Annotated in this window: 25 protein-coding genes; 4 read left to right on the forward strand and 21 right to left on the reverse strand. The window is 66.6% G+C overall.

The genetic code is table 11. The annotated features are described in order from the left end of the window. Positions 1-83 precede the first annotated feature (83 nt). The 9 genes from ABD974_RS06445 to ABD974_RS06485 all read right to left on the reverse strand — a co-directional run bounded on the left by ABD974_RS06445 (position 84) and on the right by ABD974_RS06485 (position 9,770). Positions 84-1,190 (reverse strand): aminotransferase class I/II-fold pyridoxal phosphate-dependent enzyme, encoded by a 1,107-nt coding sequence (locus tag ABD974_RS06445; RefSeq protein ID WP_345302481.1) that lies wholly within the window; start codon positions 1,188-1,190, stop codon positions 84-86. Further along, complete coding sequence (locus tag ABD974_RS06450; RefSeq protein ID WP_345302482.1) at positions 1,187-2,620, reverse strand: amidase; 1,434 nt, start codon at positions 2,618-2,620, stop codon at positions 1,187-1,189. The genes ABD974_RS06445 and ABD974_RS06450 overlap by 4 nt, the downstream gene beginning before the upstream one ends. Then, positions 2,620-2,844, reverse strand: coding sequence for a hypothetical protein (locus tag ABD974_RS06455; RefSeq protein WP_345302483.1), 225 nt, complete (start codon positions 2,842-2,844; stop codon positions 2,620-2,622). The genes ABD974_RS06450 and ABD974_RS06455 overlap by 1 nt, the downstream gene beginning before the upstream one ends. Further along, positions 2,841-4,178, reverse strand: a complete 1,338-nt coding sequence (locus ABD974_RS06460) for an LLM class flavin-dependent oxidoreductase (RefSeq protein WP_345302484.1) — start codon at positions 4,176-4,178, stop codon at positions 2,841-2,843. The genes ABD974_RS06455 and ABD974_RS06460 overlap by 4 nt, the downstream gene beginning before the upstream one ends. Positions 4,179-4,195: 17 nt before the next feature. Beyond that, on the reverse strand, positions 4,196-6,394 hold the full coding sequence (locus ABD974_RS06465) for an FAD/NAD(P)-binding protein (protein WP_345302485.1): 2,199 nt from the start codon (positions 6,392-6,394) through the stop codon (positions 4,196-4,198). Between the two features lie 56 nt (positions 6,395-6,450). Further along, positions 6,451-7,695 carry a tRNA lysidine(34) synthetase gene (locus ABD974_RS06470; protein ID WP_345302486.1) on the reverse strand — a complete coding sequence of 415 codons (1,245 nt, stop codon included), beginning with the start codon at positions 7,693-7,695 and terminating at the stop codon, positions 6,451-6,453. A gap of 251 nt (positions 7,696-7,946) precedes the next feature. Beyond that, a complete protein-coding gene (locus ABD974_RS06475; RefSeq protein WP_345302487.1) occupies positions 7,947-8,162 on the reverse strand; it encodes a hypothetical protein in 216 nt (71 codons plus the stop codon). Positions 8,163-8,326: 164 nt separating this feature from the next. Continuing rightward, entirely contained in the window at positions 8,327-9,277 is a 951-nt protein-coding gene (locus ABD974_RS06480; RefSeq protein ID WP_345302488.1) for a nucleotidyltransferase family protein, read from the reverse strand. Positions 9,278-9,443: 166 nt separating this feature from the next. Beyond that, the gene (locus ABD974_RS06485; RefSeq protein WP_345302489.1) at positions 9,444-9,770 is read right to left on the reverse strand and encodes a hypothetical protein; all 327 of its coding nucleotides are present in this window, start codon (positions 9,768-9,770) and stop codon (positions 9,444-9,446) included. Between the two features lie 195 nt (positions 9,771-9,965). Here ABD974_RS06485 and ABD974_RS06490 point away from each other — a divergent pair, with 195 nt between their 5' ends. After that, complete coding sequence (locus tag ABD974_RS06490) at positions 9,966-11,015, forward strand: alkaline phosphatase family protein (protein ID WP_345302490.1); 1,050 nt, start codon at positions 9,966-9,968, stop codon at positions 11,013-11,015. 1 nt (position 11,016) lies between these two features. Here ABD974_RS06490 and ABD974_RS06495 read toward each other — a convergent pair whose 3' ends face one another. Then, positions 11,017-11,976 carry a hypothetical protein gene (locus ABD974_RS06495; RefSeq protein ID WP_345302491.1) on the reverse strand — a complete coding sequence of 320 codons (960 nt, stop codon included), beginning with the start codon at positions 11,974-11,976 and terminating at the stop codon, positions 11,017-11,019. A 203-nt stretch (positions 11,977-12,179) separates the two neighbouring features. On the opposite strand from ABD974_RS06495, the gene cls reads away from it, so the two are divergent. The 3 genes from cls to ABD974_RS06510 all read left to right on the forward strand — a co-directional run bounded on the left by cls (position 12,180) and on the right by ABD974_RS06510 (position 14,824). Further along, complete coding sequence (cls, locus tag ABD974_RS06500; RefSeq protein ID WP_345302492.1) at positions 12,180-13,637, forward strand: cardiolipin synthase; 1,458 nt, start codon at positions 12,180-12,182, stop codon at positions 13,635-13,637. 144 nt (positions 13,638-13,781) lie between these two features. Then, complete coding sequence (locus ABD974_RS06505; RefSeq protein ID WP_345302493.1) at positions 13,782-14,057, forward strand: hypothetical protein; 276 nt, start codon at positions 13,782-13,784, stop codon at positions 14,055-14,057. 17 nt (positions 14,058-14,074) lie between these two features. After that, entirely contained in the window at positions 14,075-14,824 is a 750-nt protein-coding gene (locus tag ABD974_RS06510; protein WP_345302494.1) for a pyridoxine 5'-phosphate synthase, read from the forward strand. A gap of 48 nt (positions 14,825-14,872) precedes the next feature. Here ABD974_RS06510 and ABD974_RS06515 read toward each other — a convergent pair whose 3' ends face one another. The 11 genes from ABD974_RS06515 to ABD974_RS06565 all read right to left on the reverse strand — a co-directional run bounded on the left by ABD974_RS06515 (position 14,873) and on the right by ABD974_RS06565 (position 25,759). Next, entirely contained in the window at positions 14,873-15,271 is a 399-nt protein-coding gene (locus ABD974_RS06515) for an ExbD/TolR family protein (RefSeq protein WP_345302495.1), read from the reverse strand. Positions 15,272-15,456: 185 nt separating this feature from the next. Beyond that, positions 15,457-15,867: an ExbD/TolR family protein gene (locus ABD974_RS06520; RefSeq protein ID WP_345302496.1), complete on the reverse strand. Its 411-nt coding sequence runs from the start codon at positions 15,865-15,867 to the stop codon at positions 15,457-15,459. A 26-nt stretch (positions 15,868-15,893) separates the two neighbouring features. Next, a complete protein-coding gene (locus ABD974_RS06525; RefSeq protein WP_345302497.1) occupies positions 15,894-16,316 on the reverse strand; it encodes an ExbD/TolR family protein in 423 nt (140 codons plus the stop codon). Positions 16,317-16,354: 38 nt separating this feature from the next. Next, positions 16,355-17,119 carry a MotA/TolQ/ExbB proton channel family protein gene (locus ABD974_RS06530; protein ID WP_345302498.1) on the reverse strand — a complete coding sequence of 255 codons (765 nt, stop codon included), beginning with the start codon at positions 17,117-17,119 and terminating at the stop codon, positions 16,355-16,357. A gap of 152 nt (positions 17,120-17,271) precedes the next feature. Further along, positions 17,272-17,940 carry an energy transducer TonB gene (locus ABD974_RS06535; RefSeq protein WP_345302499.1) on the reverse strand — a complete coding sequence of 223 codons (669 nt, stop codon included), beginning with the start codon at positions 17,938-17,940 and terminating at the stop codon, positions 17,272-17,274. Positions 17,941-18,177: 237 nt separating this feature from the next. Next, on the reverse strand, positions 18,178-19,344 hold the full coding sequence (locus ABD974_RS06540) for a tetratricopeptide repeat protein (protein WP_345302500.1): 1,167 nt from the start codon (positions 19,342-19,344) through the stop codon (positions 18,178-18,180). A gap of 115 nt (positions 19,345-19,459) precedes the next feature. Next, positions 19,460-20,293 carry a M48 family metallopeptidase gene (locus tag ABD974_RS06545; protein ID WP_345302501.1) on the reverse strand — a complete coding sequence of 278 codons (834 nt, stop codon included), beginning with the start codon at positions 20,291-20,293 and terminating at the stop codon, positions 19,460-19,462. 217 nt (positions 20,294-20,510) lie between these two features. Then, positions 20,511-22,964, reverse strand: a complete 2,454-nt coding sequence (gene gyrB / locus ABD974_RS06550) for a DNA topoisomerase (ATP-hydrolyzing) subunit B (protein ID WP_345302502.1) — start codon at positions 22,962-22,964, stop codon at positions 20,511-20,513. 185 nt (positions 22,965-23,149) lie between these two features. Next, positions 23,150-23,716, reverse strand: coding sequence for a hypothetical protein (locus tag ABD974_RS06555; RefSeq protein ID WP_345302503.1), 567 nt, complete (start codon positions 23,714-23,716; stop codon positions 23,150-23,152). 43 nt (positions 23,717-23,759) lie between these two features. Beyond that, entirely contained in the window at positions 23,760-25,205 is a 1,446-nt protein-coding gene (locus ABD974_RS06560; RefSeq protein ID WP_345302504.1) for a DUF2235 domain-containing protein, read from the reverse strand. Positions 25,206-25,219: 14 nt separating this feature from the next. Beyond that, positions 25,220-25,759: a hypothetical protein gene (locus ABD974_RS06565; protein WP_345302505.1), complete on the reverse strand. Its 540-nt coding sequence runs from the start codon at positions 25,757-25,759 to the stop codon at positions 25,220-25,222. Positions 25,760-25,909: the final 150 nt, after the last annotated feature.

Raw genomic sequence — 25,909 nt, forward strand, 5'->3', positions numbered from 1 at the left:
AGAGGTGCGGCTGCCGCCCGGCGATGCAGGCGATGATAACGCGATCCGTCGCGGTCGAAGCCGCGAACGCGGCAGCGATGGCCTCAGCCAAGCCGAGACGCGTCGGCGGCCCCTGCGCCGAGGCGGGCCTGCAGCAGCGCCATGCGCTCGGGACGCAACGGAACGCTGCAACGGTGGATCGTGCGCATTCCCTGCGGGTGCCACAGCGGATGCCGTTTGGTCCCGATGCGCAGCGTCGCCGGATCGCCGGAATCCGTCAGCACCGCGGGCAAGGCATCGAACAGGAGATAGGGCAAGGCCTCGCCGGCCGGCAACAGCGCCGCCGCATCCACCCCGCAGGCGACCAGCGACGTGCGCAGTTGCGTCTTCGCCTCGGCGATGCGCGCGCGCAGGGGCGCGCCGATGTCGCCGCAGGCGAGGATCGCGCCGCCGACGACCAGCGACAGCGTGGACACGCCCAGCGCGGGCAGATGGCTGCGGACCCGCGAAGTCAGGGCCGGCGACGACACGGCGTAGCCCAGGCGCAGGCTGCCCATGCCGTAGGCCTTGGACAGCCCGCGCAGCACGACGAGATTGTCGAACGTCGCGGTGAGGGTCGCGGCGCTGAATGCGGGCGGACAGTAATTCGCGTTCGACTCGTCGATGAGCACGATCGCATGCGGCATGCGCGCGCACAGCGCGCGCAGGGCATCGAGGGAGTCCCAGGGCGATGCGAACAGGGCGGGGCGTTCGAGGTGGACGAGGCCACGATGGGCCGACCAGTCCTCCAGCCGCTCCGACGCATCGGCATCGAAGGCGCGGATCGCGATGCCGCGCCGAAGCAGCCAGTGCGAGAAATCCGGATAGACGCTGCCGGCCATCGCCACGCCGTCAGGGCCCGGCAGCGCCGCCAGCGCATGCAGCAGCCCGTTGACGCCCGCCGCGCAGCTGACGTGCGGCGCCAGGCCCGACAGACCGAAATACCGCTCCACCGCGGGCCCGAGGGTCTCGCCGCCGTAGGGATCCTTCACGAGGTAGCGATGCAGCCCCGGCAATCCCGACGCCAGTTCCTCTTCCAGCCGTGCGGCGACCAGAGCGTCGAGATCCGCCGCCAACCATTCGCGTTCGTCGAGCGTCCACGACAGATTCAACAGCCCGGGCACATCGCCCAGCGTCGGCACGGCGCGGTAGGTATCGATGGCCAGCGTCATGACGGCGCACCCGGGAGCAATGCCGCACAACCCGGAGGGCGGCGATCGGGGTAACCCATCGCGCACTGATAGGCATGGCCGATACGCAGTACCGTCGCTTCGTCGAACGCGCGCCCGACGATCTGGAACCCCAACGGCATCCCGGCGCGATCGAAGCCCGAGGGCACGGCCAGCGCGGGATGTCCGGTGACATTGAAGGGAATGGTGAGCTTCGATGCGTCGGTCGGCGGCCAATCGCGCGGAAACGCGTCCAGTCGCGGCGCGGGCGAGAGACATCCGCCGGAGATCATCGCGTGGCTGTGGCGGAACACATCGCGCTCCAGCGTCGCCGACAATTGCAGGCGCAAGCGCTGCGCGTGGACCAGGTCCGCGGCGGAGATCGCCGCGCCGGGCAACAATCGCTGATACGTGTAGCGGCCGTATTCGGCGCCGCGCATCCGCAGCATGCGCTCGTGGATGGCATACCCTTCCGCGGTCATCAGCAAACGGCCGCAGGCGGAAAACCACTCGAAGGGCGGCAGCTCGACCTCCACCACGTCTGCGCCCAGGGCGGCGAACGTCTCGCCGACGCGGTCGAGGTCGGCCAACACTTCGCCGGTGGTCGCCGCCATGTCCGACCAGAAGCGACGCGGGAACGCGATGCGCATGCCGTGCAGCCCATCCGCCAGTCCGTCGCGATAGTCGGGCACGGACTGCGGCGCACTGGCGACATCCGCCGGATCGTGTCCGGCCAGCACCTGCAGCGCGATCGCGGCATCCTCGACGGTCCAGGTCAGCGGGCCGCAGTGATCCAGGGCGTACGACAGCGGGAAAACGCCACGGCGCGACACGCGGCCGTAGGTGGGTTTCAGACCGACGACGCCGCAATAGCAGGCGGGCCCTCGGATCGAACCGGAGGTATCCGAGCCCAGCGTCAGGCGCGTCAGGCCCGCCGCGACCGCCGCCGCGGAACCGGACGACGATCCGCCGGTGAAACGTTCGGGGTCCCACGGATTGCGCGCCGGGGGAAACGGCAGCTCGGGACTGGGCCCCCCCAGCGCGAATTCGTGCGTCGCCAGCTTGCCGAGCAATACCGCTCCGCCATCCACCAGTCTGGTCACGACCGCGCTGTCTTCCGCCGCGACGTGGTCGCGCATCAGATGCGAATGACAGCTCGTGGGCATGCCGGCGACATCGAAGATATCCTTGAGCGCATAGGGAATGCCGTGCAGCGGGCCCCGGTCGATGCCGGCGGCCAGCTCGCGATCGGCGCGCGCCGCATCCGCCTGCGCGCGCGCCGCATCGAGACGCACGAAGGCGTGGATCGCCGGATCCAGCGCATGCACGCGCTGCAGCGCGTCCTCGACCAGCGCGGTCGCGGTCAGCGTACCGTCGCGCAGGGCGCGGCCCGCCTCGGCGATGGACCACTCGTGCAGGGGAAGGCCGCGCATCACGCGGAGCGAACGATCGCCGGCAGATCGAAGATCGCCGCCGGTTCGACATCGTCGGCCACGACCTCGCGCACCAGCGCCGCAAGCCTGCGCATTTCGCGGATGTTGTCGCACACGCCGGCGGCGCGGTCGGGGATCAGCGGCATCCCGGCGAACGCAAGCAGCGCGGCGCAGGCTTCGCGATCGCGTTCCGCATCGGGTGCATCGTCGAAGGCTGTCGTCATCGTGCCTCGTCCCTCGCGATGGCCGCGGGATGCGCCGGCCGCGGCAGCCCGAAGTGCTCCCGCAGGGTCGTGCCGGCGTACTCGCGACGGAACGCGCCGCGCCGCTGCAGTTCCGGAATGACATGCTCGACGAAGGCGGTCAGACCTTCCGGCAGCGTCGGCGGCATCACGATGAAACCGTCGGCCGCACCAGCCGCCACCCACGCCTGCATGTCGTCGGCGATCTCCGTGGGCCCACCGCACAGCGTCCAGTGGCCGCGACTGGCGGCCACGAATTCGCAGAGCTGACGGATCGACATCCGTTCGCGGCGCGCCATCTCCAACAGCAGCGCACGTCGCGATTTTCCGAGATTGGTTTCCGGCAGATCCTGCGGCACCGGACCATCCAGCGGATAGCCGGACACGTCGCTGCCGAGCTGGGTGGCGAGCAGGGAATACGCCACCACCGGGTCGATGAGCGCGTTCAATCGCGCACGCAGGGCCTCGGCGTCCTCCCGGGTCCGGCCGACATAGGGAAAGGCGCCCACCAGCACCTTCACCTGCGAAGGATCGCGTCCTGCACGCGCGACGCGAGCCTTGACGTCGGCGTAGAACGCCTGCGCCTCCTCGAGCGTCGGCTGCGCGGTGAACACCACTTCCGCCATGCGTGCGGCGAGATCCTTGCCCGCATCGGAGGAGCCCGACTGCACCAGCACGGGATAGCCCTGCGGCGGGCGCGGAACGTTCAACGGCCCGCGAACGGAGAAATGCGCGCCGCGATGATTGAGCACATGGACCTTGTCGGGATCGAAGAACTGGCCGGACGCCTTGTCGTTGACGAAGGCATCGTCTTCCCAGCTGTTCCACAGACCGGTCAGCACCTCGGTGAACTCGGCAGCGCGCAGGTAGCGCTCGGCGTGCGGCGGATGCGCATCGAGGCCGAAGTTGAACGCTTCGTCTTCGTTCTGCGAGGTCACCAGGTTCCAGCCTGCGCGACCGCCACTGATGTGATCGATCGAAGCGAGCTTGCGCGCCAGATGATAGGGCTCGTTGTAGGTGGTGGAGGCGCTGCCGACCAGTCCGATGCGGTCGGTGGCGACGGCCAGCGCCGAGAGCAATGTCAGCGGATCGAACTGGCCGATGTAGCGGATCGCGGTCCGGCTGAGCGCAGGCAGGTCGCGGCCACGGACCGCGAGACTGTCGGCGAGGAAGACGAAATCGAACTTACCCTGTTCGGCGACGCGGGCGAGCGCCGACAGATGCGCGAAGTCGATGCCTGCACGCGGCGGAACTGCCGGGTCGCGCCATGCAGCGACGTGATAGCCCGTCGGATACAGCATCGCACCCAGATGCATGATCGATCACTCGCTTCCTAGATCCCTGGAAACCGCGACGGCGGTAATGCATCCAATATATCAGACGCCCAGATATCGAGACGGTTGAATACTTCGCTGTCGCAGTGCGGCCGGGCAGCGGCGGATTGCAGCAGGCGCTGGCCTTCGGCGGGCGTTCCCATTGCGGTCAATCGTGCGTCCTCGCGACCGGCCGCATCGTAGGGATGGAATCGCGGCGACAGATCCAGTCCACCGGGAACGAAATCGGCGTCCGGCGCTCGCCCGGGATTGATCCAGCGTCGCACCAGACCTCGACGCAGCAGGTTCGCGTACAGCGGTTCGACCGGATCGGCGGCATCGAACGCCGGCAGCCTGCCTTCGATCAGCACGCTGGCGCGTCGCGTCGCACCGGTTCGTGGGCCGGAGACGACGAACCCCTCCGCATCGGTTGCGACGGACGCGCCCGGCCCGACATCGAGATCGACGAGGCCCGCATCGAGCAAGGCGACCGTCTTCTCGATCGCTTCGATCCCCGCGCCGTTCGAAAGACGGTGGTAGATCCGCATGAAGCCGTCGAGGAACGACGCATGCGACGACGCATGCAAACCGCCGCGATCCACCAGGGCACCGAAAACGCCGCGCAGATCGCGCATCACGCCATCGCAGGCGGCCTTCAGTGGGTTGCGCAGATTGCCCTGCCTGGCGTTGCGCAGATCCTGGCGCACGAAGGCGAGCAGCCTGCTGCGCCAGGCCGGTTCCGCGACGGGCGGCTCGCCGGAACCGGCGAAGCGCGGATCGCGCAACGGGTGGAACAGACATCGCCAGTCGAATCGATGTTCGGAGAGGGCTTGCGGGTGGCCCCAGGGCGAGCTTTCGGGCCGCACCGCAGGCAGGTCGCCCGGCTGTGGTCGGCCGGGCAGGGCCGGGGCGAACAGAACGGCGTCGAAGGCATCACGCATCGCATCCCGCTGCGATGCGGAAACCGCGTCGTCCGAGGTCAGGGTGCGATGCGAAGGGTCCAGCTGACGACATGCCGCTGCGAACGCGGTCTGCAGCGGCGCGAGCAAGGCATCGATCGCAACCTCGCCCCGCAGCCCGACGGCGGCGTCGGCAGCGAAAAACGACTCGTAAACCGGCATCGCTTCGGCGACGGCGCGCTCATCGAACGCCGGCCCGAGCAACGTCAGGTAGTACGCCCGCGCGAGCTCCAGTACCACCAGCGGCAGCGCGTCGGCCTCGAAATCCAACTGCAGCGCGGTCTCTCCGTCAGGCAGCGACATCGGCACGCCGCGAACCCTGCGCAAACGGGCGATGGCATCGTGCGTGAAGAACACGCCGCGATAGGCGAGCGCGGGATCCAGCAATTTGAAATTCTGCGCACGGCAACACGGCAGCATGCCGCTGGGACTGAAGGCGACGATGCGGCGCGGCTCGCGACCGCAGGCGACATAGCGCAATGCCGGCTCCGCGGTGGCGACGGATTCGAACCGTCCGCCACGGCCCTCCGTCAGATGCAGCATCACGTCCACGGCGGTCAAACCGAGACCGCGGATGGCCACGTCCGTTCCGGGCGCGACGACCCGGGCATCCAGCTGCTGTTGCAACGGATAGGCCTGCGCGATGCGGCATGGACCTCCGGCATCGGGCTGCGAAGGCGGAGCGCGCGCGAAACTGGCGGCGTTGCCGGTGGCCAGGAGCACGCGGTCGACATCCAGACCATTGTCCCCGTCGACGCAGCGCGCACGCAGCCCCATCGCGTCGTCCGAGGACGGGACCAGATCGATGACTTCCGCCGCATGCGCATGCACCTCGACGCCGAAAGCGGCCAGCGCGGCGACATGCGCGGCGAACATTTCGGCGAGCGCCTCGCCATGCAGGCGGCGCGGTGGAATCGACATCGGACCGAGGGCATAGGCCGGATCGCCGGTCTCGCGAAGCCGGTGCTGCGTCCATTCGTGAAAGGTCGGCCGCGTCGCCCGGGGCAGCAACGCCGATAGCCGATGATTGGATTCATCGGCGGAAAACCCGATCTGGGCCGCGATCCGGTTCAGCAGGCTGGTCGCCGGTTGACGGTCGCTGTTGACCTCACCGGCGCCGAAACGCCCGCTGCGTTCGAAGATGTCGATGCGCAGCCCGCGACCCGGGACATCCACGCCCGACGCCGCGGAAAGACGGGCGACCAGCCTTTCCAGCGCATACACGCACAGAGGCCCACCGCCGATGATGGCGAGACGCAACCTGTCCGGTGGAGCCGTCGGCGGCATCATCGCCCCTTCGGGCGAGGCTGCCGTGGTCACACGACCGCGACGGGATCTGCGTGGCCGAGCATCTTCCTGAATTTCTGCCGCAGCGCCAGAGGCACGAAACGCTCCACGTGGAAACCCAGCTGTTCGTCGAAGACGTAGTGGGTGGGATTGCGCATCGAGATTTCCGAACACCCGTGAGCGAATTGCTCGATGTATCCGGGGAACTGCGACTGCATCGCATAGATCATGCTGTAATAGAGATTACGCCCGAGCGAGAAACACGGATAACGGGACTCGTAGTTCTCCAGCGACATCTTCGGGAAACAGCCGTCGATGATGCGCTTGGGACACAGCCAGAGCGGGAACACGAGATTCATGTCGCCGATCTCGCGCTTCGGGAACGGCGCCGGGATCATGCCGCTGGAAATGCGGAACAAGGCCTCGCAGAGCACGTCTTCGAGATTCAACCCGGTGCACAGATAGGTCGTCCCGAGATCGCGGGCGCGTTTCACCAGCGCCAGACGGACCAGCAGGGTACCGAGGAATTCGAAGTCGTCGCCCTTGAACTCCTTCTCGAAACGGTCGATCAGGGGCGTGCCGTCGTTCTGGATACCCAGCAAGGCCTTGACCTCGGGTTCTTCCATCACCGTCAGTTCGAGATTGTAGTTGGCGCACAGTTCGCGGGCGCGAGGCACGCCTTTGTCCCAGTCGGGGATGCCCATGATGATCACGGGGTGCACGCGCAGACCGTGGTCCGCAAGCTGGCTGAGGCCATAGAGCATGGCATTGCTGTCGCCACCGCCGCTGACGCCGACGACGAGGTCGGTATCCGGCGGAACGGTCGCCAGAATCGCGTCGCGGACGCGATCGGCGATGATCTGTTTGCACTCTTCGGGGCTGAGCTTCTTGAGGTAGGCCTCGGTCGAACCGTTGGCGTTGTCCATCCGCTGGTAGAAATATTCGGTGGCCTGCAGGGAGCCGACCGAAGGTGCGATGGTCTTGAACTGGTTCAACGAGAAGTTGAACGGATTCACGTTGCGGTTGAAGTACAGCAGGATCTCGGAGGCTTCGTGGAAATCCTCAAGCCTGCGATCCAGGCAAGGATCGAGTACGGGATCGCCGCCGCCCGTCGGGATGACGTAGATCGAAACCGCGGACCAGGGAACGCGATGGCGCTCCAGCAAATCGAAGAGGCGTTCGTCGCCCTGAGAGGTCAGTTCCTGACGGCCGTGAGTCGTCACGAGAGAAACGATGGGGCCGGCCTTGGTGCGGTCTCTTTGAGCGACATTCATCCTGAGCGTTCCATTGGGTCAGGGCGTCCGCCACCCGTCGATCACCGCTTTCTCATGCGCTTGCGCGCAACCGCAGCTCCGGCGGAATGCCGGTTCGTTTGCGGCGCCGGGAATTCGCGATTGATTGCGCGCGATGCTGCGAAGGTATCGAATGATGGAACGGCGCCGGTTCCAAGCATGGAGCCATTGGCTCCATGGACAACCGAAACCGTCCCTGATCGCTCAGGGACGGCTCCGAAGTTCGACTGCGCTTACTGCGCGCCGGTTTCGCAGCTGCCGCCGCAAATCACTTCGAGGCCGTGCTTCGAAGCGGAAACCGGACGACGGCTCGAGCGGGCGGCTTCGAGTTCGTTCAGGGAAACGAAGGCCGACTGGGCCGTCGCAGACGATTGAATGAGGTCCACCCGGGTGTTCTTCAGATCAAAGTTGCTGATCGGGGCCAAGCCAGCCTGTTGATGCTTCTGCATGTCGGATACTCCTGTATCGAGGTTGGACAGACACGCCGACCAATCTGCCGACGTACCATCTGATATACCTGCGTCAAGGCAGCCGTGTCAATAGCCGCCAGCAGCCGCCGATCCATTCCAGGAAATCGGCCGACACACGGCGGCAGTCGCCGCTTCGCGACGCATCACGGGCACGCTGGCGGATGACCGCCGCCGGGGCGCTTCGCCCACTCCGGAAACGCATCGAGCGTGTCGAAAAGACAGGCCAATTGCCATCCCCAATCGCGCGCCCGCGAGCCCTGTCGCGGGTCGAGCCGGGACCAGACCTCGGGGTCGACGACGCGATTCGAGAACAGGCTGTCGGCGAAGCGGAGGTAGTAGTACAGCGCCGGCCGCATCTCGTATTCGGACGCCACCGCCAGCACCCGGCTCCAATCGACGCTTTCGTGGCGCAGGATGCCGACGATATAGGCGAAATCCCGCAAGGAACGCTTTCCGTGGAGCGCCACCTCGTTGTAACAGCGACTGGTGATCAACCACAGGTGATCGGCGGCATCCAGGGCGAGGGCGCCCGGCACGACCGACATGCGCGCACGCGCGAACAGCGGCTGCGGATCCACATCGAGGGCGACGCTGTGATGAAGATCGATTTCATCGACGAGCCACGCGCCGCCATCGTCGTCGAACACCAACGGCTGTTTCGCCGGAGAAGCACGCAGTTCGGCAGCGACTGCCGGCTCGAAATCGATCGGCAGAATCCGCCGGAAGGGATACAGCTCGTAGTGCATGCGCTCGACGTCGGCGATGTCGGCGATGTCGGCATCGACCAGCGCTCCACGGGTCTCGTCGAAGTACGCCTGACGGAACCCGAGGCCCAGCAATGCGGTCCGGGCACGACCGATTTCGTCCCGCTTCACCAGCAGGTCGATGTCGTTCATCGCCGATGGGCTGCCATCGGCGAAATAACGCGGCGTCAGATCGACTCCCTTGAACGCGAGCGGTGTCACGTCGCGCGCAAGCAGTGCCTGCACCGCTTCCGCAGCCGACGCCTGTTGCATCGCCTCGATACGCGCATACGCAGACTGCAGCAGGCCCGAACGCGGGTCGGCGGCCCGAAACAGGCCGTCGATTTTCATCGCACGCAAACGATCCCACGCGGAGTCGGGAATCGACTCATGCGGTCTGCCTGTTTCGGCATCGGCGTAATCCGAAAGGATGCGGCAGGCGATGGCATGCCAGCCGGACTCTCCGGACTGAAGCGCGTTTCCTTCGATGTCCGATGCCTGGACGACAGGCAACGCGTTACCCGACCGGTTTCGCGCCGCGCAGCGTGAGAGCGGCGGATACGATCTCCGTCTTCTCATTGAGCGAGGCGATCGCCGACTTCAGCGTTTCCTTGTTTCCGCTGCGCAGGCGGACCGTGGCGGACACGCCCACGTTGACGAGGGAGGAAACGATGGTGGCGACATGGGTCAATCGGGTTGCGGCGCTGACGGTGACCATGGCCGAATCGGCCACGGGAACATTGACGGCGGGTTTCGCGACGCTGGTCGCACCGGCGACTGCGGCGGCGACGCTGACTTGGGCGGCTGCGCCCGGATTCACGGGGCCTTTCTCTTTTGCAGACATGCTGGCGTCCCTCCAGTGTTGAAGGCGAACTGAGTACTGCGGCATCGACTATGGACCTCCGCTGCCAAGGCTGTCAACAGCCGCCGGACCCTCGTTTCGACCGGGGATTCCGCGCCTCCGGCGCAGCGTCGGAAGCGGTGCCCGCGGGCTTGGCCCACCCGCATAATGAGTGCTCCTCGACCAGGAGCGGCCACATTGGATCGGAGCGAACCACCCGCATCGCTGATCGGCTTCCGGCATCGCATCGCGACGCTGCTGTCGGAAGAGCGTGGGGCGGCGAGGCGGGACATCATCGTCCTCGCGCTCGACGGGATTCCGCTGGCGCTCGCGCGCCGCTGTTGGCCGCACGCGAACATCTCGCGCATGGACTCGGTCTTCCCGAGCACGTCATCGACCGCCTGGCTGAGCAGCCTTACCGGCATGACGGTCGACGAACACGGGATTCCCGGCGTGGTCTTCCGCCTCGATACGCCGGCACCGATCAACGTCTATGCCCATCGGCAACCGCTGGGCGTTCCCGATCGCGGCAACCTTTTCAGCGATGCGGTCGCCGCCGGGTATCGCGCGCTTGCGGTGTCAGCGGACCTGGAAGCGGCACCGGGTCCCTGGCTCGACACCCTGCTGCGGCATGCGGAGCGCGTCGATGGACATCGCTTCTACGCCGATGTCGCGACGCCGACTGCCGAGGACACGATCGAAGCGCTGCGCGCAGCGGTGGACGCGCAGCGCAGCGATGACGGCGTGCCGCGGCTGATCTGGTGTTTCGTCGAGGTGGACCGCTACATCCACATGCACGGTTACGACACGGAGACGATGCGCTTCCTGGAGATGATCGATACGCTCGCCACGGCGTGGACGCGGGACGGCGCGATCGTGGTGGCGCACTCCGATCACGGCCTGGTCCCCACCCGGCACGAGCCGGAGATCGAATCGATGCTGCAGGCCAGCGCACGGGATTTCGCCTGCGACGCCGGCGGCGCCGGGCGTACCCGCTGGTTCTATCCGCAGGCGCACGATGAAGAGCGGATGCTCGCCCGCCTCGAGACGCGTTTCGCCGGCATCGCCCGCGTCTGTCGCGCCGACACGTTGTTCGATGTCGCAGGCTCGGCATTCCCGCGCGTCGGTCCGGTGGTCATGATCGCGGAAGGCGACACGTTCGCGACCTTCGACGGACACCGGTTCGATCATGGCTCGTGCACGGAGACCGAGATGCAGGTGCCTTATGCGCGCTGGGGCATGGGCTGAATCAGGCGTGCGCTTGGCGCAAGCGTCGCCAGTCGTGAATGTCGGGGTTTCGCAGCAAGCCCTCGAGCGGCCGTTCCCTCGGCACCACGGCGCTGGCGATACTGATGAAATCCCAGCGATGGTCGGCCGATGCGTGCGACGGCGCCAGCGCGCAGAGCGTCTCCCAATCCACGATTTCCTCCGCCGACAGACAGGCTTCCAGACGTCGCGCCGCGTCGTCTTCGATCGCACCCGCATCGCGCAATCTCCGCAGCGATGCCCGCGGATCGAGATCGTGTGCGGCATGCGAGGCATACAGCGCTTCGATCGCCGCGGCTGCGTCCATCGCGCCATCGGGGCGATCGCGAATCCACCGCAGCACGTCACGACGCGCGCCGGACTCGAGGAGAATGCCCAGTTCGCGAATCAGATCCGCAGGCTCATCCGTGACATGCACGAAATTGAGCACCTGGTTGGGCGGCGCGAGACGGCTGCGCAGATCGTCCGGGCCGCGCTTGCTCGCCAGCGCGTTTCCCTTCAGCGACGTGAGGCGAACCGAGGCGGGAATTCCGGGCTCCGGCGACCGGTCTTCCAGCACGAACATCAGCGACGGCGCGCTGGTGTACCAGAGGGTCGAGAAGCGCAGGCGATCGACGGTGTAGACATGCCAATCGTATCGCCATATTTCGCGCATGGAGTGGCGTCCGAACGCGAATCCGGCGACGCCGACGGGCGCGAATCCGCGTTCGATCGCGTAGTCGAGCATCGGTCGCAGGCGACGTCCGGCCACGGCATCCGGTTTCGCGCACAGAAGCGCGAATGCGGACAACGACGCGGCCGGATCGCCGTGCAGAACCGCCCGGGCATCGGCCCAGGCTTCGCGGAAATACAGGTCCTGGCCGAACAATGCGCGCTTCTCCGGCGATGCGGTCAACGTCCGCCACTGCGCATCGTCTGGAAGTGCATCCTGGGAGTTGATCATGAAAGGACGGACGGAGAGCAAGGGTGGAGCCGCGATTATGCACGGCTTGCGACCACGCTCCGCGGGGCGTGGTCGCCGCGGAAGCCGTTCGATGATCGCAGGCGCGATCGCGGCCGCCCGGTTCCCGCCCGTCGACCTTGTTTGTCATCGCAGGCGAGGTAGGCTAGCGCACGGCTCGCAATCGCTGCGACGGAGGTCTCCGGATGTTCGCACTGTGGGACTGGATCGACCGGATACCCGGATTCGGTCCGTGGCTGGGTCTGGCGCTGTTCGTCGGCTGGGTCGTCTACATGATCGTGCTCGGCGGCTGGATCGTGCTGCAGAAGCGCGAGCCCGTGGCGACGTTGAGCTGGTTGCTCGGTCTCGCGTTGCTGCCCTACATCGGCTTTCTGATCTATCACCTGCTGGGCCCGCAGAAGATCCAGCGGCAGCGCCTGCGCCGCGCGCGCAGCCGGCTGGAGCGCGACGTGATCGAGGGCGGCCTGTGCCCCGCCGCGAGTTCGCCGGAGGCACAGGAACTGGCGCGGCTCGCGCAGGGCGCGACCGGGCTGCCGCCCGGCACCGCCCGCGACGTGCGCCTGCTGGTGGATGGCGCGGCGAAGTACGACGCGCTGATCGAGGACATCGCTCACGCACGGCATCAGGTGCATCTGGAGTACTACATCTACACGCCGGACCGCAGCGGCGCGGCGCTGCGCGACGCGCTGGTCGCGTGCGCGAAGCGCGGAGTGAAGGTGCGCCTGCTGCTGGACGCGATCGGTTCCGGCGCCTGCACCGGCACGTTCCTCGCGCCGCTGGTCGATGCCGGCGGCGAAGTGGCGTGGTTCCATCCCACGCATTTCTGGCGGTTCTGGTGGCGACCGTGGCTCAACCTGCGTACGCATCGCAAGATCGCCGTGATCGACAGCCGCATCGGCTATACCGGCGGCATCAACGTCACCGACGACGAGAACGAGCGCATCCGCGCGGACGCCTATCGCGATCTGCACCTGCGGATCGAGGGCGATGCGGTGCGCGCGCTGCAGCTGGTGTTCGCCGAAGACTGGGTGTACGCCACCGGCGATCGCGGTTTCATCTCCGAGATCGCGCGCACGCTGCCCGTTCCGGAAAGCGGCGCGATTTCGGCGCAGGTGCTGACCTCCGGGCCGGATTCGTCGTGGGAAGCGATCCATCGCCTGCAGGTCGGCCTGATCCACGCGGCGCGCGAACGCGTGTGGCTGGTCACGCCCTACTTCGTCCCCGGCGAAGCGGCGATGATGGCGCTGACGTCGGCCGCGCTCGGCGGACTGGACGTGCGCCTGCTGGTACCGCGGATGAGCGATTCGAAACTGGTGACCTTGGCGGCGCGTTCGTACTACGACGATCTGCTGGCTGCGGGCGTGAAGATCTACGAATACGGGCCACGGATGCTGCACACGAAGGCGCTGCTGGTCGACGATGCCTCGACGATCGTCGGCAGCTCGAATTTCGATCACCGCAGCTTCCGCCTGAACTTCGAGGTCGCGGTGTTGTTCCAGGACCGCGATCTCGGCGCGCGGATGGCGAAGCTGATCGAAGGCGAGTTCGTCCGCGCCCCGCGGGTCCGCAACGATCGCCAGCGACGCCTGTTCCGGACCCGCCTGCCGGAGGCGTTGGCGCGGTTGATGTCGCCATTGCTGTAGCCGGCCGCTTCTGCAGCCAGCGGACCTGCCCGCCACGCACGGGCGACGGACGGCAGGCGTGGGCCGGCCCGGCGGGCTGTCGGCGACGGCGGCGCCCGGAGTAGACTGGCGCCCGCCCCTCAGTCCCCCGTGAAGGACGCCCTCATGCCCTGGTTGCTCCTCCTCATCGCCGCCGCCCTGCTGATGGTCGCGCTGACGACCACGTCGATGGCTCTCCTGGTGGTCTGCGCCCTGGCATCCCTCGGGCTCACCGTATTCAGCGTGATGTCCCTGCTGGCCCAGCGTGTGGACAACAGCGCCCGCAGCGAAGCCATGCTGATCGATCCGCAGGAACTGCGTCGTCTGCGCGAACAGGCCGAAGCCAAGCGCGCGGAAGCCGGCAACGGCCAACAGGTCGACCAGAACGTCCCGCAGCCCTGAATCGTCGCGACACCGTCTTGACCGTCCTCAGCGTCAACGTCAACAAGATCGCGGTCCTGCGCAATTCGCGCGGTGCGCACGATCCGGACGTGGTGACCGCCGCCCGCGCCTGTCTCGACGCCGGCGCTCACGGCATCACCGTGCATCCGCGACCGGATGCGCGCCATATCCGCACCGACGATGTGTTCGCGCTCGCCGAGCTGACGCGCAGTTACGGCGTCGAATTCAACCTCGAAGGCAATCCCTTCGCGCCACCGCGCGACGGTTATCCCGGCTTCCACGCGCTCTGTGCGGAGGCGCGCCCCGCCCAGGCGACCCTGGTCCCGGATGGAGACGGCCAGCTCACTTCCGACCACGGTTTCGATTTCGTCCGCGAGCGCGACGCGCTGCGAGAGCAGGTCTCCACGCTCAAGGCGCTCGGTTGCAGGGTCAGCCTCTTCGCCGACGCCGGCGCCGATCTCTCGGCCGCGGCCGCCAGCGGCGCCGATCGCATCGAGCTCTACACCGGTCCCTACGCCGAAGCCTACGCGTCGGGATCGGCGGATACGCAGCTCGCCCTGTTCGCCGAAACCGCACGCGCTGCAGCCGCGCACGGAATGGGCGTGAATGCCGGCCACGACCTGAGTCAGGCCAATCTGGGCCGGTTTCTCCGCGATGTTCCGAACGTGCTCGAAGTCTCGATCGGCCACGCGCTGATCGGCGAAGCGCTGTATGCCGGGCTCGAGGCCACGGTCAAGGCGTATCTCGCCATCCTCGACGGACGTTGAGCGCAGCGGGCGGCGAACGGCCGCCCACGCGCATTCGAGCGCGATGTCTTATTCGAAGCGGATGTTGGCGAGGCCGGCGTTTTGCGCAGCGGCCAGCACCCTGGCGACGGTCTGGTAATCGGCATCGCCGTTGGCGTCGATGCTCAGGATCAGCGGCTGGCCACCGGCGCGTTCGAGTTCGGCCGAGAACACCGACGGCAAGGCCGACATCGGCATCGGCCGACCGCCGAGAAAGAGTTCGCCGGAGGCGGCGATCCGCAGTTCGAGTGGCGCCGGGGGATTTTCTGGCGGCGTTCCACCACGCCCGATGTCCAGCGGAATCGGCCGGCTGAAGACCGGCGCCGCGATCATGAAGATCACCAACATCACCAGCATCACATCCACCAGCGGGGTGATGTTGATCTGCGAAAGGCTGTCCTGCCGGGTCTGTGCTTGGGCGAAAGCCATGGCGACGCTCCTCCGGTGTGGGTGACAACCTCACCTTATGCCTGTCCCCGCGGCGTCGGCAAGCCCCCGGCACGATGTCCGAGCGGGCACAAAAAAACGCCGCCCCGAGGGGCGGCGTCGAAAAGAGGCAAGCGGTTGGAGGCGTGGAGGCGGGCTGCAGGTCCACCTTCGGCCGGTAGTGCGGTTTATTTCTTGACGAAGCCGATCTTCTTCATGTCCGAGTCCTTGGCCGAGGCCAGGACCTTGGCGAGGATTTCGTAACGCGCATCCTCGTTCATGTCGATTTCGAGCGTGGGCTGGTTGTTCGGATCACGCTCGACTTCGGCCTGCATCATGTTGCGCAGGGCGGAGATCGGCGTGGTGCTGTCGTTCCAGTACACGGCACCGGCGGCATCGATGCGGAGCTTGATCGGCGGCGGCGGTTCCGTCTCCGGCGGCGGCTGACGATTGGGCTGCGGCAGATCGATGTCGATCGGATAGGACAGGATCGGCGCGGTCACCATGAAGATGATCAGCAGCACCAGCATCACGTCGACGAGCGGCGTGACGTTGATGTCGGCCATCGGGCCCGAACCGGAGTTGGAAGCGAATGCCATGGTTCAATCTCTCTCGTCGATGCGCGTCAGTTGCGTTCGCGGGTGGCCACAAAACCGACCTTGCGCATGCCGTTGGCCTGGGCGAGATCGACCGCCTGTTTCACGAAGCGATAAGGCGTGGCCTTGTCGCCGCGGACGTTGACCTGCGGCTGCGGGGTCATCTGCGCCTGGGTCGAGAAGCGGCTGCCGAGCAGGTCGAGGGTGACCGGCTCGTCGTTGTAGAAGTACTTGCCCTCCTCGGTGACCGCGATCGTGATCGGGGTCGCCTGGAGCGGTTTTTCTTCCCGCTTGTCGTAGTTGGCTTCGGGCAGTTCGACCTTGGTTTTGTGCGACATCAGCGGTGCCGTGATCATGAAGATGATCAGCAGCACCAACATCACGTCCACGAGGGGCGTGACGTTGATTTCGGACATCGGGCCGCCGCTGTCGTTGCCGGTACTGAAGGCCATGACTGTGCTCCGTCAGGTGTTCGATCTGGGCGTGCGGATCAGCGCTTGCCGCCGACTTCGCCGACGCGGGCGCCGGTCGCGAAGAAGTCGTGCAGATCGTGGGCGAAGGTGTCGAACTTGTTGTTCGTGATGCGGTTCAGGCGCACGAAGAAGTTGTACGCGAGCACCGCCGGGATGGCGACGAACAGACCGACGGCGGTCATGATCAGCGCCTCGCCCACCGGGCCGGCGACGGCATCGATCGAAGCCTGGCCGGTCGCACCGATCTTGATCAGGGCGCCGTAGATGCCCCACACGGTGCCGAGCAGACCGACGAACGGCGCGGTCGAACCGACGGTGGCGAGCACGGTGAGGCCGCTTTCCAGACCCATCGATTCGCGGATGACGCCCTGGCGCAGCGCGCGGTCGACGAACTCGGAACGGTTCAGCGACTCGACCAGACGCGAGCCTTCATGACGCTGGTGATGCGCAGCGGCTTGGGCGGCATCGAGGGCGATCTTCGAGAAGGGCTCGCTCTTGGGCTGCTCTTCCATGAAGCGGATCGCGTCCTGCGCGTTCGGGGTTTCCCAGAACGTCTGCGTGACGGAATCGCCACGACGACGGAGGTTGGAGTTCTTGATGAAGTTGACCACGATCCAGTACCAGGACATCGCGGACATGATGACCAGGGTGGCGGCAACCACGAGCTGGACGACGTAGTCGCCCGGGTTGCCGAGCATTTCGCGCGCCAGATGGTCGACGCCCATCTGCTTCAGAGCGGCGGCGTTGCCCCCGGTTGCGGCGGTGGTGGTTTCCTGCAGCATGACGCTTACCTTTCTTGTGTGTGGAAGGATCTAACGAAGGGTACGTGGAGCGGGATGAAACGGATTTGCGGAAGCTGAATTGCAGAAGCGGGTCTTGCTGAATCTGGTTTGCTGAACCTGGTGTCGCTGGATCAGCAGGATGACGCCTTGACTTATTCGGTCGCGAACGAGAACGGCAGACGACCCTGACCGGCGGAACCCGGACACAGCTTGGCGCGTTTCGCCCAGGTCTGTGCGGCGCGGTCCAGATCGCGGTTGCGGCTGCTCTTCACGATGTCGACATTGGTGATGGTGCCGTCGGCCTGGTAGGTGATCATCAGGGCGAGGTCGGCGGCGACGCCGGCGCGGCTGGCGGCCTGCTGCAGCGGGGCCAGCGACGGACGCACGCACAGGCTGGCGCGCAGGTCGTTGTCGTTGCGCGGCGGACCGGTCGGCGCGGGCGGGGTCGGCGGCGCCGGCGGAACCGGCGGCGGGGCCGGTTCGGCCATCGGCGACGGTTCGTCGAAGATCACCGGCGGCGGCTCGGGCTGGGGTTCCGGCGGCGTTTCGCGCGGCACTTCCTGCGGAGTGAGCTTGATTTCCTTCGGCGGTTCCGGCGGCGGCGGCGGCGGTTCCGGCGGCTTCGGCGGCGGCTCGATGATGACGACGCTGGTGTTCTGCTCTTCTTCCTGCTCGGCGCCCGGCGGAGTGACCGGCACCAGCAACAGCATGAGCGCCGCGATATGCAGCGCGATGGCGAAACTGATGGCGGTGATCCGCGGCCAGTTCAGGCCGGGTTCTTCGCGGTCGCGCTTGTCAGGGGTCGGCAACGGTTGGGTCATGCGCAGCAGGCTCGGTTTAGCGGACTCGTGGTGCTGATTCGGTATCGCGTTCGCGATCAATCCCTGAAAGTGAACCCGACCCCCAACCACGACACCCCGGAATGGTCGAACCGCGGCCGGCCCTCGTAGTGAGAACCGGTCGCGGGAATCTGTAAGCTTATACCAATCGCAGCAGGACTTACCAACACCCCTGCCTGAAACGCCGCTCGATACGTGACCGTATCGGGCGGTTTCGCATTACTTGCCCGGCAGCGCCAGGATATCGTTCGCATCCTTCGGCTTCTTGATGCCTTTGGCAAGGGCCTCGCGGGCCGCCGCCTTCGCCTCGCCGATGCGATTCTCGTTGCGCAGCACCTTGGCCAGATTGAGCGCGGCTTCGCCGTTGGTCGCCACTTTGGCCGCGCGGCCGTAGAAGTCGATGGCCTGGGCCACCTTGTCTTCGGCGAGATAATTCTGGGCGATCACCGCATAGTCGTTGGCCAGCGTCTGCGATGCGGGGATCGCGCCCTTGGCCACGCCGTCTTCCAGAACGGCCTGCGCTTCCTTGTATTTGTTGGCGTTGATGTAACCCACGAACAGCGTGCGGAATTCGTTGGCGTCCTTCAGCAGGCCCTGCGCGCGCGCGGCCTCCAGCAGCGCGTTGGCCTTGTCGAAATTGTCCGCCTGCTGGTACAGCGACACCGCGTTCATCAGCGTCGCACGGTCGCCGGGATTGGCGGCCAGCAATTTCTCGTACAGCGCGGCGCCTTCGCCGGCGCGATCGAGCTTGCTCAGCAGATACGCCTTCAGGCCAAGGGCCTGTTCGGATTCGTTCTTGGTCTCGGCGAGATAACGGTCGATCCAGGTCAGGGCTTCGGCATCGCGATCCAGTTCGTTGAGGATCACCGACAGGTTGAACATGATCTGGTAGTGGCCGTTGTTGTCGAGGCCGTTGGCTTCCACCGCCTTGCGGTAGTAGTCGACGCCCTTGGCGCGGTCGTCCTGCTCGATCGCCGCGCTCGCGGCCAACTGATAGAAATAACTGAGCAGATAGGCGTTCTGGCTGCCGGCGGCGTAGGCGTCGACCTTCGCGATCACGTCGGGGAATTTCTTGGCGTCGAAGTCGGCCTGGATGCCGTTGGCGACCTTGGCGTCCTTCTGCGACACCTTCTGCTCCGGCGGCTTGCGGGTGGCCTGCGGGAACATCTCGGGCTGCTGGTTGGCCTTGGCCGCGGCTTCGGCCTTGCGCTGACGCGCGCGGTCGGCGGCGGCCGCCGCACTGCCGCTCATGCGATCCGACTTCGGCTTGTCGTCGTAATCGTCGTCGTCCTGCGCCAGGGCACTGCCGGCGAAGGCGCAACCGAGCAGGAGGGCGACGGTGGCGGCGAGGACGGTGGTCGGAAAGCGGCGGGTGGAAGCGGTCATGGCGGTTCTCGGAGGCTGGTGAGCGTCGTTCACGGCGCGGCGGCCGTTGCGGTGGGCGCGGACGGGCCGCGTGCGGAATGGCATGGGGGCGGAAAGGAGTTCGATGGTCGAACGCTCAGCCGCAGGCCGGTTTGCGGCCGGCGGCGCGCGCCTGTTGATACACCGGCATCAGGCTTTCGGCGCGTTTGCGCAGCTCGCCGATGCGGGAGGTCGGGTCTGGATGCGTGGACAGCCATTCCGGCGGACGACTGGCGCTGGCGGCGAGCATGTTCTGCCACAGATCCACCGCCTGGCGCGGGTCGAAGCCGGCCTGGGCCATCAGCCGCTGGCCGACGACGTCCGCTTCGGTTTCCTGCTCGCGGGTGCCGGGCAACAGGAAGCCGGTCTGCGCGATCACGCTGCCGCCCTGGCTGGCGAGCTGCGAACCGCTCTGGCCGTAGCGGGCACCCGCGAGCACCGACAACAACTGGACCGCGCCGGCCGCGCCCATCTGCCGGGTGACGCGCTCGTCGTGGTGGCGTTCGATCACATGGCCGATTTCGTGGCCGATCACCGCGGCGAACTGGTCCTGATTGCGGGCCACATCGAAAATGCCGGTGTAGACGCCGACCTTGCCGCCGGGCAATGCGAAGGCATTGGGATTCTTGTCGACGAAGACCGCCTCGTCCCAGCCGCCCTGCTGCCACTGCGGCGGCAGCTCGCGCACGATGGCATCCACCACGCAGCGCACATAGGCCGACTGCTTGCCGTCCTGGGTCAACGGTTTCTTGGCCTTCTGTTCATCGAAGGCCTGTGCGCCCAGCTGATCGAGCTGCTGCTGCGACACCCCGCCGACATATTGCTTGCGCCCGGTGGAGGACGTGGTCGTGGCGCAGGCAGTGACCAGCACGGTGCAGGCCAGCCCCAGGGCGACGCCAAGCGCGGCAGACCGGTGTTTCGGTTGGGGCATGGCGGCAGCTCCGGGGTGGATGGGGCGACTGTTGTAATCCGAAGAGGATTAAGGTTTCGTCAATCGGCGCCGCCGATCGGTGAAGACGCGACAATGGTCGCAGCCTCCGGGCCGTAGCGGGGGGATACCGACCCCGCTCCGGCACGCGTTGGCGCACCGCGGCTTCGAACGCGCGGGTGCGCCGCCCGGGGTCGAGCCCCGGCGCCGGATCTCCGGCTCACACGTCGAGATTCGCCACCTTCAGCGCGTTGTCCTCGATGAATTCGCGGCGCGGCTCGACCACATCGCCCATCAGCGTGCTGAAGATCTGGTCGGCGGCGACCGCGTCCTCGATGCGCACCTGCAGCAGGCGGCGGGAGTCCGGGTTCACCGTGGTTTCCCACAGCTGCTCCGGGTTCATTTCGCCGAGACCCTTGAAGCGCTGGATCTGGCGGCCCTTCTTCGCTTCATCGAGCAGCCAGCCGTGCGCCTGGGCGAAACTCGCCACCGGCTCCTCGCGGTTGCCGCGCAGGATTTTCGCGCCATCGCGCAGCAGCTCGTGCAATTCCTTCGCCGCTTCGCGCAACGGACGCAGTTCGCCGGTTTCGAAGCTCGCCGCCGGCAACACCTGCACGATGGATTCGCCCATGTGGGTGCGGGTGACGAGCAGCGCCGCCGCCTGGGCGTCGGTCGCGGCCTGCACGCCGATGCGGTAACGCGGCCGGCCGAGACCGGTGCGGTTGAGCCGGGCTTCGAGGGCGTCGAGCGCGCTGCGATCGTCGGCGAAACCTGCGATGGCGGCGGCGTCGATCGGCGCGAAGTCGATCAGCATTTCGAGCAGCGCGGGATCGAAACGATGCGCGTTGCGGGCGATCGCATCGCGCGCGCCGGCGTAGACCAGCAGCAGTTTTTCCAGATGCGCGCCGAGGATGGCGCCCTCGCCCGCCGCCGGCACCAGCGATGCGTTCTCCACCGCGTTGCTCGCCAGATAGGCGTCGAGCGCGGCATCGTCCTTGAGGTACAGCTCGTTCTTGCCCTGCTTGATCTTGTACAGCGGCGGCAGGCCGATGTAGATGTGGCCGCGCTCGATCAGCTCCGGCATCTGCCGGTAGAAGAACGTCAGCAGCAGCGTGCGGATGTGCGAGCCGTCGACGTCGGCGTCGGTCATGATGATGATGCGGTGGTAGCGCAGTTTGTCCGGGTTGTATTCGTCCTTGCCGATGCCGGTGCCGAGCGCGGTGATCAGCGTGCCGACTTCCGCGGACGACAGCATGCGGTCGAAGCGCGCGCGTTCCACGTTGAGGATCTTGCCGCGCAGTGGCAGTACCGCCTGATTGCGACGATTGCGGCCCTGTTTCGCCGAGCCGCCGGCCGAGTCGCCCTCGACGATGAACAGTTCGGACAGCGCCGGATCCTTTTCCTGGCAGTCGGCGAGCTTGCCGGGCAGGCCGGCGATGTCGAGCGCACCCTTGCGGCGGGTGAGGTCGCGCGCCTTGCGCGCGGCTTCGCGTGCGCGCGCAGCGTCGACGATCTTGCCGGTGATCGCGCGGGCTTCGTTCGGATGCTCCTGCAGGAATTCCTCGAGGCGCGCGCCGAAGGTGCTTTCCACCACCGGACGCACTTCCGAGCTGACCAGTTTTTCCTTGGTCTGCGAGGAGAAGCTCGGATCGGGCACCTTCACCGACAGCACCGCGATCAGACCTTCGCGCATGTCGTCGCCGGACAGCGTGACCTTGGCCTGTTTGGCGATGCCGCTCTGCTCGATGTAGTTCGTCAGCGTGCGCGTGAGCGCGGCGCGGAAACCGATCAGATGGGTGCCGCCGTCCTTCTGCGGAATATTGTTGGTGAAGCAGAACATCGTTTCCTGGTAGGCGTCGGTCCACTGCAGGGCCACGTCCACGGTGATGCCGTTCTGCTCGCCGCTCACCGAAATCACGTTCGGGTGGAGCGGCGTCTTCAGCTGCGCCAGATGTTCGACGAACGAACGGATGCCGCCTTCGTACTGGAACACATCCTGGCGGGTGTCGCCGCGCTCGTCGCGACGTTCGTCGATCAGGGTGATCTTGACGCCGGAATTCAGGAACGACAGTTCGCGCAGGCGCTTGGCGAGGATGTCGTAATGGAATTCGACGTCGGTGAAGATCTCGACCGACGGCTTGAAGCGCAGGCGCGTGCCGCGCTTGTCCGACGGTTCCAGCTGCTTCAGCGGATACTGCGGCTCGCCGAGCGCGTATTCCTGTTCGTAGTGATGACCGTCGCGCCAGATCTCCAGCCACAGATGTTCGGACAGCGCGTTCACCACCGACACGCCGACGCCGTGCAGACCGCCGGAGACCTTGTAGCTGTTGTCGTCGAACTTGCCGCCCGCGTGGAGCACGGTGAGGATGACCTCGGCCGCGGACACGCCTTCTTCCTTGTGGATGTCGACGGGAATGCCGCGGCCGTTGTCCGAGACCGAACACGAACCGTCTTCGTGCAGGGTCACGATGATGTCGTCGGCATGGCCGGCCAGCGCCTCGTCGACCGAGTTGTCGACCACTTCGAACACCATGTGATGCAGGCCGGTGCCGTCGTGGACGTCGCCGATGTACATGCCAGGCCGCTTGCGCACGGCCTCCAGGCCGCGGAGCACGGTGATCTTGCTGGAGTCGTAGGTGTTGTTGGCGCCGGGCTGCTGGGTGTCTTCGGTCATTCGCTTCGGTCGGCTGCTGGGTTTGGCTGCTGTTGGTTCGGCTGTCGTTGAATCCGCTGCGGCAGGCGGATGGCCGTGCGCTGCACGACACATTAGCTATTGGTGACGAGGGCGGAATTATAGCGCGTCGGGAGGTTCGGCGGGTCCACCGCATCGACAGGCCCGCAGGCGCACTGTGCCGCGCGCTACGGCTCGAGCAGCAGATATTCGCCCTTGCGGCCGTATTTGCGCGGGGCGTCGCCCACACGCGCGCACAGCGCCTCTCCGCAGCGGGTGATGGCGCCGCTGCGGGTGGCTTCAAGCACGTCCTCGGCGAAATCGGCGCGTTTGAACTGCTGCAGGCTGCGCCAGGCGATGAACGCGGTGCCGCCCGCGGCGAGCACCGCGCCGATCACGAGGGCCAGTGCGGCTTTCCACAGCATGCCCTTCTGGGCTTTCTGCAAGGCTTGGGCCTGGTCAGCGATGAGCTTGGCGCTCTGTCCCGCGCTTTCGCTGGCCAGGCGCAATTCTTTGCGCAGTTGTTCGAGCGATTCCGCGGTGCCCTGTTCGATCGACTGCCGGGCCTGGGTGCCGATGGTGCCGAGCGTTTGCTCGGTCATCTGCCGATGCTGCTGCACCAGGCTCTGCGCGACCGACTGCAGTTGTTGGGCACCCTGCGCGGCCGACTGCGCGGCCTGCGTGCTGCGCTGATCGAGCATATCGGCCACCGCGGCCAGTTTCAGCGCGAAGTCCTGCAACGCCTCTGGGGTCATCGCTCAATCCCGTGTCGATGTGATGGCGGCGATCATTGGACCGTCAGCGCGCCATCGCCGGCTGGCGCGCGGGCTCATCGACCGTCGGCGGTGGCACGGCCGCGGCCTGATCGCGCAATCGCGCCTGTTCGAGATTGAAGGCGCGGCCTTCCTGCAGCCAACTCTGGCCCGGGCCGGTCTCGAGGAATTGCTGACCGATGCCGCGCGTGCCGTCGACATCGCCAGCCAGTGCGGCGCGACCGAGACGATCGAACGGACTGGCATCGCGCGCGGGATCGAGGGCACCCTGGCGCGGGTCCAGCGGGCCGGGAATCGGCGCCAGGGGCAGCGCGCGGTAATCGAACCGTTCCGCCAGCGATTGATCCATGGGCTCGCGCATGCGGTTCTCTGCGCTGGGCGGCACCTGATAAGGCATGCCATCCATGGTCACGGCGTATTCCGGCGCGCCGACCTGATGATTCACATCGCGGACGCCATCCCGATCGAAACCGCGCCGGGTATAGATCCAGGAGTTGTGGCCCTCGGAGTCGTGGATGACGTTGCTCGGATCTCCGAACGCCGGCTCGGTCCGCAGCCGCAGCAAGGGCCGATCGTTGTCGACCAAGCCGTTGAGATATTGCGACGCCATGTTGGTGTTGCGGATGCCCAGCCCGTTGGCCTCGTAGCCGTCCCCGATGTTGCTGTGCGCCCCGGGCACCGTGATGTTCAATGAACGCTGATCGTCGCTGAGGCCGGTCGGCAGATGCTGCGTGCCGATAAACTGGTCGCGGGTTTCGTCGCGCGCGGTGATCTGCATCGCGGAAATCACGCTGGGCGGCAGGCGGCGGTCGTAGTTCCGCGGGTCGCCCGTGGCGACGGGGTCTTCGAGCACCGCTGCCTGCGCCACCTGGCCCGGCGCCACCAGCGGCGGCCTGGTGTAGCGGACACCGGTGACCAGACCATCGTCCCCGGTGGTGTAAACCGCGCCGGTCGGGTCCTGAATCCCGCGTTCGTCGACGAGGCGCGTGAAGTACGCGGCCTGTTCCGCGCCACGACTGAAACCGATCGCGGCCACGCGGATATCGGCGTCGGGATTCTCGCGCAACCAACGCGCCGATTGTTCGATGAACTGGCGGTACATCGTTTCGCCGCGTTCTTCGAAGGTATAGCCGCGGGCACCGTCCCAGGTACCGAACGAGCCGGTGCCCGGCCCCTGGAGGTAACCCGCAGCGACATTGGTCAATTGACCGGCGTTCTGCTGATCGCGGATCTGCGCGAAGATCTGCGCCGGACCCGTCGGCGGCCCCCTGCCGGGGTCGTTCATGTCGTTGCCGGTGCCATCCAGCACCGCGACGAACAGCCGTTCGTTGGGCCGATCGTCGCTGACCATCACCGGAACCTGCATCCGCCCGAGCTCACGGTTGGCATCGGTGTACGCCTGCAGATCGGCACGGGTGACCGGAGCGACATCGACACCATCGGACTGCCGGGCACGGACGGGTTCGTTCATGGGATCGCTCCGGATCAGTAGCTACGGCTATGGACCTTGATGAGATCGTCGCGGAACTGGCTGTGCTTGTTGCCCGGGACCTGCTCGCGCTTGGTCGGAATCAGGGTCCGGGTATACACGTTGACGGTACGGTCGTTCACTTCGATCAGGACATGGGTGAAGCCCATGCTGACGCCCTCGGCGATGTCCTCGCGCGGAACCTCGTGGCGGATCAGGCTATCGCCGAAGATCTCGCCGAGATCGACCTCGGCGGTCAGCTCGGCTCCGTCCTTCGCACGCCAGCGCAACTGCGCCGGGCCCGGAAAATTGGGCAGATCGCCGTAGCGGGCGATCATCAGCGCATCGAAACGCCCGGGCGGCAGGCTCGACACCGGCGGCGTATCGGCGGTGGTGCCATGCTCGCGGCCGTCGTAGCGCACGCTGCAGCCGTGGGTATCGAAACAGACGGCACCGAACAGGTGGCGCTCGAAGGTCAACGGCCAGTCGGCGACGGTCCCCGAAGCGGGGCCATCGACCGCCGAGGCAACGGCGTTTTGCGAAACCGGGGAAGTCATGGCGGGGTGGCACCCTGAAATCATCTGCACGAACGCAACGACGGCCATGGCCATGGCGTTGCGCCGACCGCGCGGGAGGATCGACGAAAACACGTGAGACGACAGACTGCGCATACGGCCATCCTGAAGGCCCAAGCCACAGCCTAACGG

Source organism: Lysobacter hankyongensis (assembly GCF_039543145.1).
GTDB lineage: Bacteria > Pseudomonadota > Gammaproteobacteria > Xanthomonadales > Xanthomonadaceae > Lysobacter_I > Lysobacter_I hankyongensis.

Coding starts and splice junctions, on each gene's coding strand:
- ABD974_RS06445 (WP_345302481.1), bottom strand. CDS start 1,190: ATGACGCTGGCCATCGATACCTACCGCGCCGTGCCGACGCTGGGCGAT.
- ABD974_RS06450 (WP_345302482.1), bottom strand. CDS start 2,620: ATGCGCGGCCTTCCCCTGCACGAGTGGTCCATCGCCGAGGCGGGCCGC.
- ABD974_RS06455 (WP_345302483.1), bottom strand. CDS start 2,844: ATGACGACAGCCTTCGACGATGCACCCGATGCGGAACGCGATCGCGAA.
- ABD974_RS06460 (WP_345302484.1), bottom strand. CDS start 4,178: ATGCATCTGGGTGCGATGCTGTATCCGACGGGCTATCACGTCGCTGCA.
- ABD974_RS06470 (WP_345302486.1), bottom strand. CDS start 7,695: ATGAATGTCGCTCAAAGAGACCGCACCAAGGCCGGCCCCATCGTTTCT.
- ABD974_RS06475 (WP_345302487.1), bottom strand. CDS start 8,162: ATGCAGAAGCATCAACAGGCTGGCTTGGCCCCGATCAGCAACTTTGAT.
- ABD974_RS06480 (WP_345302488.1), bottom strand. CDS start 9,277: ATGAAAATCGACGGCCTGTTTCGGGCCGCCGACCCGCGTTCGGGCCTG.
- ABD974_RS06485 (WP_345302489.1), bottom strand. CDS start 9,770: ATGTCTGCAAAAGAGAAAGGCCCCGTGAATCCGGGCGCAGCCGCCCAA.
- ABD974_RS06495 (WP_345302491.1), bottom strand. CDS start 11,976: ATGATCAACTCCCAGGATGCACTTCCAGACGATGCGCAGTGGCGGACG.
- cls (WP_345302492.1), top strand. CDS start 12,180: ATGTTCGCACTGTGGGACTGGATCGACCGGATACCCGGATTCGGTCCG.
- ABD974_RS06505 (WP_345302493.1), top strand. CDS start 13,782: ATGCCCTGGTTGCTCCTCCTCATCGCCGCCGCCCTGCTGATGGTCGCG.
- ABD974_RS06515 (WP_345302495.1), bottom strand. CDS start 15,271: ATGGCTTTCGCCCAAGCACAGACCCGGCAGGACAGCCTTTCGCAGATC.
- ABD974_RS06520 (WP_345302496.1), bottom strand. CDS start 15,867: ATGGCATTCGCTTCCAACTCCGGTTCGGGCCCGATGGCCGACATCAAC.
- ABD974_RS06525 (WP_345302497.1), bottom strand. CDS start 16,316: ATGGCCTTCAGTACCGGCAACGACAGCGGCGGCCCGATGTCCGAAATC.
- ABD974_RS06530 (WP_345302498.1), bottom strand. CDS start 17,119: ATGCTGCAGGAAACCACCACCGCCGCAACCGGGGGCAACGCCGCCGCT.
- ABD974_RS06535 (WP_345302499.1), bottom strand. CDS start 17,940: ATGACCCAACCGTTGCCGACCCCTGACAAGCGCGACCGCGAAGAACCC.
- ABD974_RS06540 (WP_345302500.1), bottom strand. CDS start 19,344: ATGACCGCTTCCACCCGCCGCTTTCCGACCACCGTCCTCGCCGCCACC.
- ABD974_RS06545 (WP_345302501.1), bottom strand. CDS start 20,293: ATGCCCCAACCGAAACACCGGTCTGCCGCGCTTGGCGTCGCCCTGGGG.
- gyrB (WP_345302502.1), bottom strand. CDS start 22,964: ATGACCGAAGACACCCAGCAGCCCGGCGCCAACAACACCTACGACTCC.
- ABD974_RS06555 (WP_345302503.1), bottom strand. CDS start 23,716: ATGACCCCAGAGGCGTTGCAGGACTTCGCGCTGAAACTGGCCGCGGTG.
- ABD974_RS06560 (WP_345302504.1), bottom strand. CDS start 25,205: ATGAACGAACCCGTCCGTGCCCGGCAGTCCGATGGTGTCGATGTCGCT.
- ABD974_RS06565 (WP_345302505.1), bottom strand. CDS start 25,759: ATGACTTCCCCGGTTTCGCAAAACGCCGTTGCCTCGGCGGTCGATGGC.